At 54.4% G+C, this 13604-nt stretch carries 11 protein-coding genes and 1 tRNA gene; all 12 read left to right on the forward strand.

The features are described from left to right. Positions 1 to 126 precede the first annotated feature (126 nt). The 12 genes from ABD949_RS13130 (at position 127) to ABD949_RS13185 (ending at position 13600) form a co-directional block, all read left to right on the forward strand. Positions 127 to 1251 (forward strand): glycosyltransferase, encoded by a 1125-nt coding sequence (locus ABD949_RS13130; protein WP_425576751.1) that lies wholly within the window; start codon positions 127 to 129, stop codon positions 1249 to 1251. 99 nt (positions 1252 to 1350) lie between these two features. Next, complete coding sequence (locus ABD949_RS13135) at positions 1351 to 1989, forward strand: polysaccharide deacetylase family protein (protein ID WP_425576752.1); 639 nt, start codon at positions 1351 to 1353, stop codon at positions 1987 to 1989. After that, positions 1982 to 2989, forward strand: coding sequence for a glycosyltransferase (locus tag ABD949_RS13140; protein ID WP_345244158.1), 1008 nt, complete (start codon positions 1982 to 1984; stop codon positions 2987 to 2989). Before ABD949_RS13135 ends, ABD949_RS13140 begins: the two co-directional genes overlap by 8 nt. 73 nt (positions 2990 to 3062) lie before the next feature. After that, positions 3063 to 3869, forward strand: a complete 807-nt coding sequence (locus ABD949_RS13145; RefSeq protein WP_345244159.1) for a TatD family hydrolase — start codon at positions 3063 to 3065, stop codon at positions 3867 to 3869. 11 nt (positions 3870 to 3880) lie between these two features. Further along, a complete protein-coding gene (locus ABD949_RS13150; protein WP_345244161.1) occupies positions 3881 to 4954 on the forward strand; it encodes an asparaginase in 1074 nt (357 codons plus the stop codon). A gap of 55 nt (positions 4955 to 5009) precedes the next feature. Further along, a tRNA-Ser gene (locus ABD949_RS13155) sits at positions 5010 to 5100 on the forward strand. An 814-nt stretch (positions 5101 to 5914) separates the two neighbouring features. Beyond that, the gene (locus tag ABD949_RS13160; protein WP_345244163.1) at positions 5915 to 9823 is read left to right on the forward strand and encodes a lamin tail domain-containing protein; all 3909 of its coding nucleotides are present in this window, start codon (positions 5915 to 5917) and stop codon (positions 9821 to 9823) included. A gap of 128 nt (positions 9824 to 9951) precedes the next feature. Next, entirely contained in the window at positions 9952 to 10194 is a 243-nt protein-coding gene (locus ABD949_RS13165; RefSeq protein ID WP_345244164.1) for a 4a-hydroxytetrahydrobiopterin dehydratase, read from the forward strand. After that, a complete protein-coding gene (gene rsmI, locus ABD949_RS13170) occupies positions 10195 to 10923 on the forward strand; it encodes a 16S rRNA (cytidine(1402)-2'-O)-methyltransferase (protein ID WP_345244165.1) in 729 nt (242 codons plus the stop codon). Further along, on the forward strand, positions 10916 to 12121 hold the full coding sequence (locus ABD949_RS13175; RefSeq protein WP_345244166.1) for an Lnb N-terminal periplasmic domain-containing protein: 1206 nt from the start codon (positions 10916 to 10918) through the stop codon (positions 12119 to 12121). The genes rsmI and ABD949_RS13175 overlap by 8 nt, the downstream gene beginning before the upstream one ends. 17 nt (positions 12122 to 12138) lie before the next feature. Continuing rightward, on the forward strand, positions 12139 to 12939 hold the full coding sequence (locus ABD949_RS13180; protein WP_345244168.1) for an inositol monophosphatase family protein: 801 nt from the start codon (positions 12139 to 12141) through the stop codon (positions 12937 to 12939). A gap of 112 nt (positions 12940 to 13051) precedes the next feature. After that, positions 13052 to 13600, forward strand: a complete 549-nt coding sequence (locus ABD949_RS13185; RefSeq protein WP_345244169.1) for a YfiT family bacillithiol transferase — start codon at positions 13052 to 13054, stop codon at positions 13598 to 13600. Positions 13601 to 13604: the final 4 nt, after the last annotated feature.

A 13604-nucleotide genomic window follows, 5' to 3' on the forward strand; every position in this document is an offset into this window, starting at 1 on the left:
AGCTAATTCATCGAATCTATGCCGTAGTAAAGCGGGGCAAAAAATATGACAAATTTTATGCCTCAACTCTTGCATAGATCATAGAAATCCGCCCGGCTGCGTCGGAATGACAAAAAATGCCTTTTTATGCTGCTCCCAATCCTCCTTGCCATAACGCTCCTTTATGCCCTCTTCACCCTTACACTCTGGGTGACGTGGCTGCGTATACCCACCGTCCACCCACCGGCTAATCCAGCAGAACTGCCGTTTATAACTGTCATTATCCCGGTCCGCAACGAAGCCTTAAATCTTCCCCTTCTGCTGCATGATCTCAATCAGCAGACCTACAGCCGGTTTGAGGTAATCGTTGCTGATGATGCCTCTACCGATGAGACCCTGGCACTCACGCAGGCGTTTACCGGCCAGGCTTCCTTTTCGCTCCGGGCACTACCGCTCAGCAATATACGTACAGCCTCGCCCAAGAAGCGGGCCATCACCCAAAGTATCCGGCAGGCGCAGGGTGACCTCATCGTAACAACCGACGGTGACTGCCGGGTAGGACCGCGCTGGCTGGAGACTATAGCGGCTTTTTACGCCACCACCCACGCCCGGCTGATCAGCGGCCCCGTCACGTTTACGCCGGAACGATCCGTTGCCGATTTTCTGCAGACCGTCGAAGGGGCCAGCCTGATTGGCTCCGGGGCCTGTACCATGGCGCTGGGCGTACCAACCATGTGTAACGGGGCCAATCTTTGCTATGAAAAACAGGTTTTTGAGGAGGTAGGCGGCTTCGACGGAGTGGACCATGTGGCCTCCGGTGATGATGAACTGCTGATGCACAAGATAGCCCACCGGTATCCGCAGGGTATCCGCTTTTTGAAGAGTCAGGACGCTATCGTGCAAACGGGGGCGCATACTTCCTGGCGGGCGTTTTATAATCAGCGCAAACGCTGGGCCAGCAAATGGCAGGCGTACCAGAGTTACCTGCCTACGGTGCTGGCGGTTTTTGTTTTTCTGAGTAACACCAGCCTGGTTGTCTCCGTATTGGGCTGGCTGGCTAACTGGATCAGCGCTAAAGGTTTTCTGACTGTTGTTCTACTGAAGGTCGTGCCGGAATTTTTGTTTTTACGTCAGGTTCTTGTTTTTTTACAGAAAAAACCGGCCGTAAGCCGGATACCGCTGACACAATTGGTGTATCCATTTTACGTTTTATTTTTTGGTTTAGCCGCTCAGCGTAAAGGATTTGACTGGAAAGACCGGAAACTACAGTAAGGCAGAATCAGTTTACCGGATAATAACCGGGCACCGGGATACCGGACTGACGATCAACGACAACAAAGACAAGAACACCCAAAAAACAAAGAAAACGCTTTGTCCCTGTTCTTACATAAATCCAACTTTATACTCCGCCGGATTTACCCGGAGTTCCTGTGGCGTCTCGACGATCCACAGCCGACTATTTACCTGACGTTCGACGACGGTCCGATTCCCGATATTACCGAGTTTGTGCTCGAGCAACTCGACAAATATGCTGCACAGGCCACCTTTTTCTGCATCGGCGACAACGTGCGCAAACATATCGATATCTACTACAAAGTTATCGAAGCCGGGCACGCGATTGGCAATCATACCTACAACCACCTCAACGGCTGGAAGACCGGCGACGATACCTACCTGGAAAACGTATCCAAAGCCCAGCGCGAACTGCGGGTAGAAACCTCGCTGTTCCGCCCCCCCTACGGCCGTATTCGCCGGAGCCAGGCGCTGGATTTGCTCGATACCTATTCGATTGTGATGTGGGATGTGCTGTCGGGCGATTTTGATCCGTCGCTCCCGCCCGAGACCTGCCTGCGCAAAACGATTCAATACACCGAACCGGGATCGATTGTGGTTTTCCACGACAGCGTGAAGGCCTGGCCCAATATGCGTTACGCCCTGCCCCGAATGCTGGCCCATTTCGCGAAGCGTGGCTTCGAGTTCCGGGCTGTTCCCCAACTGATCTATGCCTGAGGCAATCCGCGAACGAGTCAGTATCCTGATTGCCGCCCGAAACGAAGAAGCTACTATCCTGACTTGTTTGCAGGCTATCGACAACCTGGCCTACCCACCTGACTGCCTGGAAGTACTCATCGGCAACGACCGGTCGGAGGACGGTACGGGTTCATTGGTTGATCAGTTTATTTGTAATAAGCCTCAGTTTCGTTTAGTCGATATTACCACCAACCTGAATCAGCAGCAAGGGAAAGCCAATGTGCTGGCACAACTGGCCCGGCAGGCGAGTGGGCAATACCTTTTCTTCACCGATGCCGATACAGCCGTGCCACCGACCTGGATTTCCGGTATGCTGCGACCGTTTCAGGACCCGCGCATTGGTATTGTCACGGGTTGCACCCAGATTAACGGGCGTGAATTCTGGGCAACGATTCAGGCGATGGAGTGGCTGGTTACCCAATACCTCATTAAGCAGTTTGCCGACTGGGACATTCCGCTCACGGCGATGGGCAACAACATGGCCGTCCGGCGGCCGGTATATCAGCAAACCGGCGGCTACGAAAAGCTGCCGTTCTCGGTGGTAGAGGACTACCAATTGTTCCGGGAAGTGCTACAGCGAGGACACTCCTTTGCGCATCTATTTGAACCTACGGTGCTGGCCACCACGCAGCCGATGCCCGACTGGCGCTCGTGGATGCAGCAGCGCAAGCGCTGGATGGTAGGGGCATTTCAGTTACCCTGGTACTTTGCGGTACTGCTGGTAGCGCAGGCCCTGTTTTTACCCTTGCTACTGCTGCTGGCACTATGGCAACCATTGCTGGCGCTGGGCCTCTGGCTCGCCCGATTTTTGTGGCAGTCAGTCCAGCTTGTGCAGGTAGCCCGGCAATTCCGCCGGTACGATTTTCTGCCGTACCTGCTGCCGTATGACCTGGTCATGTCTGTCAACTGGCTCCTGTCTCTGTTGTACTACTGGCTCCCCACGCCGGTAACGTGGAAAAACCGAACATTCAACCCCTGATTTGCGGTTATTTCTCTGTTCACTCCCGCTACTACCCGAACGACTATCGACTCTTGACTATCGACCAAATACAATGACCTTCATCGACACCCACGCCCATATTTACGACCCGCTGTTCGACGCTGACCGGGAAGCCATGCTCGACAAAGCGGCCTCGCAGCTGATCAGCCAGATCTGGATGCCCAACTGCGCCCGCGAGACCATACCCGGCCTGATGGCGCTGTCCGAACAGTACCCCGACCGCTGCCTGCCCATGATGGGCCTGCATCCTTCTTACGTCGGCGACACCATGGAAGAAGAACTGCTGGCAGTGGAAGACCAGCTTAACCGCAACGCCTTTATGGCCGTGGGCGAAATTGGTCTGGATTTCTACTGGGATATGACGTATGTCGACCAGCAGTTCACCGCCCTCCGGACGCAGTTGCAGTGGGCCTCCAACCTCAAGCTGCCCGTATCCATCCACGTCCGGTCCGGCCACGACCGCAACGCCTTTGCCGAAGCCGCCGATGTGATCGAGCAACTGGCATTGCCGGACCTGACGGGTATCTTCCACTGCTTCGTCGGCAACCTGGATGAAGCCCGGCGGGCGATAGACCTGGGCTTCAAACTCGGCATTGGCGGAGTCGTTACCTTCAAGAATGGCGGACTGGATAAGGTTCTCCCGCACGTCAGCCTTGAACACCTGGTGCTGGAGACCGACAGCCCTTATCTGGCACCGGTTCCCTACCGGGGCAAACGCAACGAACCCGCTTACCTGCGCCTGATCGCCCAGCGGGTTGCCGACCTGCAGGGCATCAGCGTTGACGACGTGGCCCGGCACACCACCGCCAATGCCCTGTCGCTGTTACCGGCCTTACACGCAAATTTATTGCCTGAGTAATGTACCACACCATGTCCTCCTATACCACAGTCCGCATAAACCCCGCTTTACCCAAACGCCCCCGCTCGTCGGTGCTGGTGATCTACACCGGCGGTACGCTGGGAATGGTCTACGACGCCCAAAGCGGCCAGTTGCTACCTTTTGACTTTGAGCAGGTACTCGATAAGGTACCCGAGATCCGCCGGCTCGACTTCGAGATTACCCTGCTTACGTTGCGCGAGATCATCGACTCCTCGAACATGAAACCGCCCGTATGGGTAGAACTGGTCCGGATCATTGAACGCAATTACCAGCAGTACGACAGTTTCGTGATTCTGCACGGCACCGATACTATGGCCTATACAGCCTCGGCCTTAAGTTATATGCTGGTTAACCTCAGCAAACCCGTAATCCTGACCGGTGCCCAGTTGCCCATCGGGGTGGCCCGCACGGATGCCCGGGAGAATTTTATTACCGCCCTCGAAATAGCCGCAGCCCAGCAGGACGGCCTATCGATCGTGCCCGAGGTATGTATTTATTTTAACTCGTTGCTGTTGCGCGGCAACCGGGCCAAGAAGCAGGAAAGTGTGCAGTTCAACGCTTTTACTTCTGAGAATTACCCGCACCTGGCTATTGCCGGCGTCAGCATCGACTACAACTATCCGTTCATCCGTCCCTGCCGGCCCGACCAGCCGCTGGACATCCATACGGTGCTGGACACCAACGTTACGATCCTGAAGCTTTTCCCCGGCATTACCCCGCAGGTAGTCAGCTCGGTACTTGGCATTCACGGGCTGAAAGGTGTGGTACTGGAGACCTACGGGGCCGGCAACGCCCCCACCGACAGCTGGTTTCTGGACGCCCTGAAAGAAGCCATCGACCGGGGCATTGTTATCTTCAACGTCTCACAATGCGAAGGCGGCCGTGTCACGCAGGGCCGCTACCAGACCAGTAAATTGCTGCAACAGATTGGCGTCATCAGCGGAGCCGACATCACCCTGGAAGCGGCCATTACCAAACTGATGGTACTGCTCGGCCGTCATGCTGACCCGGTTGAGCTACGGGAGCATCTGGGGATGCCGCTTTGCGGGGAAATGAGCGAGTAAGCAAGATTAATTCTTGATTAAACGTGATAAAAGCTACATATTTGTAGCCCCAATTAGAGAGGTGTCCGAGTGGTTGAAGGAGCACGCCTGGAAAGTGTGTATACGTCTCAAGCGTATCGAGGGTTCGAATCCCTTCCTCTCTGCCAAATCATGTAACCAAAGCCCTTGAAGGACAAAGCTTTAAGGGCTTTTTTGTCTCCACAAGCATTCCTTCATTCGTTTAATCTCCCGTTCTTTTTCCCGAGTTAATAATTTAGTAACTAACCGTTTGATAAATTCTTGGTATTTTTGTTACACATTAACTCACAATCATTTATGAATAATTCTTTACGTCTCTTCAACAGACTGTTTCTTTGGCTGGCGGCTCTGGTGCCGCTGGGAAGTGCGTGGGGGCAAGTCACATTGCCTGCTATTGGCACGTATAGTGAGAATTTTGATGGGGTAGGTACTAGTTTGCCTACTGGATGGACAGTAAGAACCGGGGCTACGGCAACTTCTCTGGGTAACTCCACAACTCATGTAACTGCCCCTACCGCCTGGACCAGTACTTCAGGAAACTTCCGAAATGTAGCATCAGCAGATGACCTGGTTGCTACTTCCACTAATACAGATCAGGCAAACAGCCAGGATAGAGCGTTGGCGGTTCGGCAAACCGGCTCACTGGGAGACCCAGGAGCAGCTTTTGCTTTTCAAATCACTAATACCGCAGGGTTATATAAATTTGCTTTGTCGTTCAAACTACAAAACCTTGATCAAACTTCACCGCGCATAACAACATGGCGAGTTGAGTATGGTATCGGTGCAGCTCCAACTTCGTTTACAGCCGCTACAGTAACGGGACCTAATACAACGGGAGGTACCGTAACAAGTGGGACATCGTTTTCCAATAACACACTGACAGCCATATTTAGCTCAGCCTTAGATAATAAGACAGAACCCGTTTGGATACGCATCGTAGCGTTGACCGCTTCCACAGGAAGCGGGAACCGTCCAACAACGGGTATCGATGATTTTCAACTGACGTATTCCTCACAACCTACTCCGCCTACTGCTTCGCTATCGGCAGGCCCAAATACGCTGACCGGTTTTGAAGCTACAGAAGGATCTGTCTCTAATGTGCAGTCTTATACCCTGACAGGTAGTAACCTGGATGACAACCCAGTCAGCGTATCAGCCACCAAAGGTATTGAGCTAAGCACCAATGGAAATACCTTTGCAGCAACACCACTGTCGTTATCGCCCGCATCAGGATCGCTCTCCCAGGTTGTTTACGCCCGACTCGCCGGTTCGGTTGCGGTCGGGCCGTTCAGCGGTACTATAACCAATGCGTCAAACAGCACACTTACGGCTGCGGTAATAGTAAGTGGTACCGTAAACTCTCCAACCTCCGTAACACAGGGAAGTGTGGTTATCAGCCAGGTGTACGGCGGTGGTGGTAACTCAGGAGCCACCTATAAGAACGACTTCATTGAACTATACAACCGCACCAACGCCCCCATTAGTCTGGCGGGCTGGAGCGTACAGTATACATCTTCAGCCGGCACAACCTGGCAGGTGACACCATTAACCGGAACGATACCGGCTGGTGGTTATTACCTGATTCAGCAGGCAGCAGGCAGTGGCGGCACAGCGGACCTGCCGACACCGGATGCTACCGGGTCCATCCCCATGGCAGCCGGTGCTGGTAAGGTAGCGCTGGTTAAAATAACAACAGCCCTATCCGGCTCCTGTGACACAGGAGCAGATGTAATTGACTTTGTTGGTTATGGGTCGGCGGCTAACTGTTCGGAAACCGCACCAACCGCGACCTTAAGTAACACAACAGCCGCTATTCGGAAAAACGACGGTGCCACCGACACGGATAACAATGCTTCAGATTTTACGGTTGGCTCGCCAAATCCCCGCAACTCTGCCCCGCCAGCACCTGCCCTTACGGTTACGCCTGCCAATCTGACCGGCGCTAATAGCCTGACGTATATAGCCGGTACCGGTCCGGTGAGCAAAACCATATCGGTGAGCGGAACGAATCTGGATCAGGCATCAGGTACCATTACGGTCTCCTCTTCCAATACGGCGATCACGGTGTCTACCTCGAGTATTCCGTTCAGCAACTCGGCCCTGTCGGCCACGACGATCGCTGTTCAACTGGCAGGCGGTTTAGAAGCTGGAGTGTATTCCGGTACAATTACCCTGGCGGGGGGTGGCGCTACACAGTCGGTTCCGGTTACTGGTTTGGTTACCTCAAACACCGATACGTACATGCCAATCGCTATTGCCAGGGCAGCTATTGGCCAGACGTTCACCATTGCCGGTCGCGTTACGGTAACCAACCAACTGGGTGCCCGTCAGATTTATATTCAGGACAATACAGGCGGTATTGTAGTATACAGCGGACCGGCCGGAACCGATCTGACTACTCAGGTAGAGTTGGGCGACTCGGTTCAGGTGCGGGGTCCTATCTCCGTATTCAATGGCTTTACCGAAATTACGAATACCCAGGGCTTTACGGTTGTGTCAGGTGTGCCCAATCGAGTGCCAACACCTAAAGCGATTACGCTCGACCAGTTGGCCAGCTATCAGGGGCAATTGGTAAGCGTTTCTGACGCTAACATCACTCCGGAAGGCGCTACGTTTACCGGAAACTCTAATTATAACATTACTGCCGGTGGTCAGTCGGGCACACTGCGGATCAATGCCAATTCACCATTAGTCGGTGCCGGCCGCCCGTCTAATCCGGTCAGTGTGACCGGTATTGCGGACCGCTTTGTATCTGGCTCTACCGCTCCTGGCTCTACCGGTTTGCAACTTCAGCCGCGTATTCTGGCCGACATTCCCGGCTCGACCCCGGCACAGGACCAGATCTGTAGTATACCAGCTTCCACTACCCTGACCCGTGATCAGACCCTGGATATTGCCACCTGGAACATGGAGTTCTTCGGAGCCGACGCCGGTGTCATCAACTGCCCTACCGGTCCTCTGCCTTACAACGATATGGGACCGGTCAATGAAAATTTGCAGCAAACGAACGGAACCGCCGTTTTGAACAAACTGAACGCGGATATTATTGCGGTACAGGAAATGAGCGATGTCTCCCGACTACAGGCAGCCGTGGCAGCTATGCCGGGCAGCTACAGCTACATTTGTTCAGACCGGTTCTCCTACTATTTTCAGGATGAGTGTACGCAGGTACCGTCGGGCAATCCTCCTACTGTCTTCGGTCCAACGTCACTGGCTCAGAAGGTATGTGTGATATACAACACGGCTACCGTAACACCCCTTCTTGCGGAGACGCAAGCGTTACTGGACGGCGCCTACAACTATCCCACCGGCAATGGATGGTCATCGGGGCGTCTGCCGTTCCTGTTTGTCGCCGATGCAACCATCGACGGGATCACTAAGCGTATACACGTGGTCAATATTCACGCCAAATCAGGTAGTGCCACCTCAGACTACGATCGTCGCAAACAGGATATTCTTGACCTGAAAGCCGTCCTCGATGCCAATTATCCAAACGCAAACCTCATACTACTGGGTGATTATAACGACAAACTGAATGGCTCAATCGCAACAGGCAAGGTATCAACTTACGAGCCTTTTGTTTCAGATGTAACCGGTTACTCAGCGCTTACCACCCCGCTGGAGAATCAGGGTTGCTCAACCTTTAACTCGTCGTCCAGCTTTATCGACCACATGATTGTGTCGAATGACCTGGCGCGGGCGTACGTGACCAACACCGCTTATGTGTTGCAGCCGCTCAGCATTCCGAACTACGCCAATACTACCTCTGACCACAATCCGGTAGTAGCCCGTTTCGACCTGAGTCTGTTGCCGACATCATTAACGCTGGTGGCTTCGGCTACCCCAGCTACTATTTGCAGCAACGCTACGGCTTCGCTGTCCGTTTCGGTCAGTGGCGGTGTAGCTCCGTATACTTACGACTGGACGGGCACGGGTACCCTGACCAACAGCAATTCGGCAACGGCTACGGTGTCCGGCCTGACGGCTGGCCCCCAAACGTTTACCGTAGTGGTGACTGATGCCATCAGCCAAACGGCTACCGTTACAACCAGCGTTATGGTACAGGCTCAGCCCGATGCGCCGTTGTATACGTCACAAAGCGTTGTTCTGACTCAATACAGTGGGACTATTACGCTGGATGCTACGGGCTGTGAGGGTGGCCATATCAGCTGGGTTGGATCAGATAACACCAGTGGCACAAACAGCATTACTGTTACGACCAGCACCACGGGCACTATCGTGTATACCAGCCTCTGTACCGTTGGCGGCTGCATCAGTGATCCAGTCAGCGTGACGGTGACCATCAATGCCGGGCCGCTGCAGATGCTGACTCCAGTATATGACTGTACTACCCGCCAGTTAACCATCCGGACCATCGGCGGTAACGGCAATCCGATCGATTATCAGATTGAAAACATCAGACAGTCGTCGCCTGTATTTACGTTATCGAGGAAAGACCTTAGAAAAACACTGACCCTAAAGGCGATGCAACTCAATTCAGCCGGCATTAACAAAGGTTATGACCAGGTAGTTACCCTTGACTTCACCCCACAACCCTGCCCATCCACTCGTGTGGGTGCAGAAGAGGTGGCTAGCGATCTAAGTGTGACCGTCTTAGGTAACCCGGTTCAGGGCGAACACGTTGAGGTGGAAGTGCGCGGAGCTGTGGGCAAGTCACTGCGGTTAACGGTGACTGATCTGAGCGGCCGACTTGTTACGGAAAAGCAGATAGACGTCGCCACTGAGACCGAACGACAGTCTCTGTCTGTCGGTAAACAAGCTACCGGTCTGTTGCTGCTCCAAGTCAGTACACCGACTCAACGGAAGACGCTGAAACTCCTGAAACAATAAGCATCCTTTCAGCCCATACGCAAACCCCCGCTTCTGTCCGGAGCGGGGGTTTGTTTTGCCGGTACCGGGCAAACACTTTTCGGATACGCCGGTTTTGTGATAAGTTGCACCCTCATTTCCAAACAACCATGTGGCAGGAAAAAGACAATAAACTCACCCGCGACTTTACCTTTGCCGACTTCAGCGAGGCCTTTGCTTTTATGACCCGTGTGGCCTTGCTCGCCGAAAAAATGAACCATCACCCCTGGTGGTCGAACGTATACAACAAAGTGAGCATTGAACTGAACACCCACGATGCGGGCGATATTGTCACCGACAAAGACCGTACCCTGGCGGAGGCCATTGATCTGCTGCTGGACGAACGCGAGTAAATGAAACTATACCTTATACCCACCCCCATCGGGAACCTCGAAGACATTACCCTACGGGCTATCAACATCCTGAAAGAGGCCGACGCTATTCTGGCCGAAGATACACGCACCTCGGGGGTGCTGCTCAAACACCTGGGCATCAGCAAACCGCTGCATAGCTACCATATCTTCAACGAACACCAAACGGTGCAGCGCATCGTTAACCAGATAAAGAGCGGCAAAACCGTTGCCCTGGTATCCGATGCCGGTACGCCCGGCATCTCCGACCCCGGTTTCCTGCTGGTGCGCGAATGCCTGAAAAATGATATTCCCGTGGAGTGCCTGCCCGGTCCCACAGCTTTTGTACCGGCGCTGGTGAACTCCGGCCTGCCCGCCGATCGCTTTACCTTCGAGGGGTTTCTGCCGCACAAAAAAGGCCGGCAAACACGACTACAGGAGCTGGCAAACGAGGAGCGGACGATGATCTTCTATGAATCGCCCCACCGGCTGCTGAAATCGCTGGAGCAGTTTAGCCAATACTTTGGTTCCGACCGGCAGGCCAGTGTGTCGCGGGAGTTGACCAAAATCTACGAAGAGACCGTACGGGGCACGTTGCCCGAAATAATTGCTTACTTTGCCGAAAAAACGATTAAAGGTGAAATTGTCATTGTTGTTCAGGGAAAAGAACCGGAAAAAGGAAAACGCAAACGCGATCGATATACCACCGAGGAAGAAGACGAGGATGAGTAAACGCTTCCTGCTGTTTATCCATTGCGCCTTATTCAGTAGCCTGACGGCTCTCGCCCAGCCGCTCTCTCCCTCGGCCCGCATCAGCCTGATTACCGTATCACCGGGTGCCGAGTTGTATTCGTCGTTCGGCCACACCGCTATCCGCGTCTATGACCCCGTCATTGGCGTTGATAAGGTGTACAATTACGGTACGTTCGACTTCCGGACCGATAACTTTTACCTGAAATTCATGCAGGGCACGCTCCCCTATCAGCTATCGGTATCGGATATGTCTACGATGGTGTACGGGTCGCAGTACGAAAACCGGTCGGTGAAAGAACAGGTGCTCAATCTCTCCATGGCGCAGCGGCAGCGGCTGTCGGATCTGCTGGAGACGAATTACCTGCCCGAGAACCGCTCGTACCGCTATAAGTTCTACTACGACAACTGTTCGAGTCGCCCGCGGGATATTATCGCGAAAGCGGCCGCCGACAGCATCAAATTCTCGCAATCGTTCAATCTGGGCACTAAGTCGTTCCGGGAGTGGATGAACGATTACCTGGGCAATCAGCCCTGGGCGCGTTTTGGGATGAACGTTGGCCTGGGCCGGCCCTCCGACGAAACGGCGTCGGATTACCAGGAGATGTTTCTCCCCGAAAACCTGTACCAGCAGTTTGCCCATGCCACCATTCTCCAGCCCGACGGCCGGCCGGCTCCGCTGGTTACGGCCGACCAGACGGTGTTCCAAGCAATCCAGACCAATCAGCCCCCCACTCCGTTCTACGCAACGCCCGAGTTTGTCTTTGGTATGGTGTTGCTGGTGGTTCTAATTCTCACGGGTCGCCAACTCCGCCGGCGGCAGTCCGGCTATTGGCTTGACCGGGTGCTGTTTGGCTTTGCGGGTATCTGCGGCTGGGTGCTGCTGCTGCTTTGGGTGGCCACCGACCACGGCGTTACGGCCTGGAATCCATCACTGGTCTGGCTGCCGCCGTTTCATATGCCGTTAATTTTTTGGGCCACGCAACCGGGGCACCCCAAACGCACGGTCAACTATTTCCGGGTAACCTTTGCGCTGGCGCTCATCTCGCTGATCCTGTACGGGGCCAATGTGCCGGGGCAGGCCGATTCGCTGTTTATCCTGACGCTCCTGGTCCGGTGCGCTTACCATATGTTTATTACCCATAAAGCTCAACAGCCGGTGCTGACCAATGCAGCCTGAGCGTCAACTCCTTTTTTATGAATGACCTGAATTCGCTGACCCAACAACTTAGTCTCATTTCCAAACAGGCAGGTGAGTTTATCCGGCAGGAGCGGCTCTCGTTCAGCCTGGAATCCATTGAATACAAGGACGTCAACAACCTGGTTTCCTACGTGGATAAGGAAGCCGAGAAACTCTTGGTCGAGCACCTGAGTAAGCTGTTGCCGGAAGCCGGTTTCATTACCGAAGAAGGCACGACCGGCCAGCTCGCCGACCGCAACGGGCTGAACTGGGTAATCGATCCGCTCGACGGCACCGCCAATTTCATCCACAACGTTCCCATGTACTGCGTCAGCGTTGGGCTCATCGACAAAGGCCGGACCATTGCCGGCGTCATTTACGACATCAACCGCGACGAGTGCTACTCGGCCTACGAAGGCGGGGGCTCGTGGCGCGACGGGCAGCGTATCCGGGTATCCCCCGTGAAGAACCTGAACGAGAGTATGCTGGCTACCGGCTTTCCCTACACCCGCTTCGACCGGATGCACCGCTACCTCAAGATCCTGGAGACACTGATGCAGAAAACCCACGGCCTGCGCCGGATGGGTTCGGCGGCCCTCGATCTGGCCTACGTGGCCTGCGGCCGCTTCGAAGCGTTCTATGAATTCAACCTCAACTCCTGGGATATGGCCGCCGGCGTGCTGCTGGTCAAAGAAGCAGGCGGCATCGTCACCGACTTCCACGGGGGAGACGAATTTCTGTTCCGGGGCGACGTTATTGCCGGCTGCGCCATGCAACCGGAGCTACTGGAAGAGATACGGAGTTTTTGGGAAGATTAACTTTTTGTTCCAGGTTTCATGTTTCAAGTTGTTGAGCAACTCCCTAACTTGAAACGGCACCGCTTCGGCGGTCCGACGGCCGCCCGGCTGAAACTTGAAACTTCAAACTATTATGCAGGACATCGACATACTCCGCTACCCGATCGGGAAATTTGCCCCGGCTCAGACCTATACGTTTGAGCAGACTGAAGCCGACATTCAGCAGATTGCTCACCTGCCTAAAAAACTCACCGACCTGGTGGGCAAATGGGGCGACGACCGGCTGGATACACCCTACCGCCCCGACGGCTGGACCGTCCGGATGCTGGTCCACCATATTGTTGACAGTCATATTAACGCCTACGTACGTACCAAGCTGGCGCTGACGGAAGATAACCCGACCATCAAACCCTACAAAGAAGCCGAATGGGCGAAACTGCCCGATTCGCTGCTGACGATTGCGCCGTCGCTGGTCATCCTCAGCAATCTGCATCTCCGCTGGGCCACCATTCTGGAGTCGCTGGCCGAGACCGATCTGCAGCGGACGTACCACCACCCCGAGAACGGTCGTGACTTTTCGCTGAACCAGGTCATTGCGATGTACGCCTGGCATGGCGAGCACCACTACCAGCATATCTACCAGCTGGCGGCCCGGAACAATTGGCTGGAGCACGTGGTTTAGTATA

Source organism: Nibrella saemangeumensis (assembly GCF_039541915.1).
Classification (GTDB): domain Bacteria; phylum Bacteroidota; class Bacteroidia; order Cytophagales; family Spirosomataceae; genus Nibrella; species Nibrella saemangeumensis.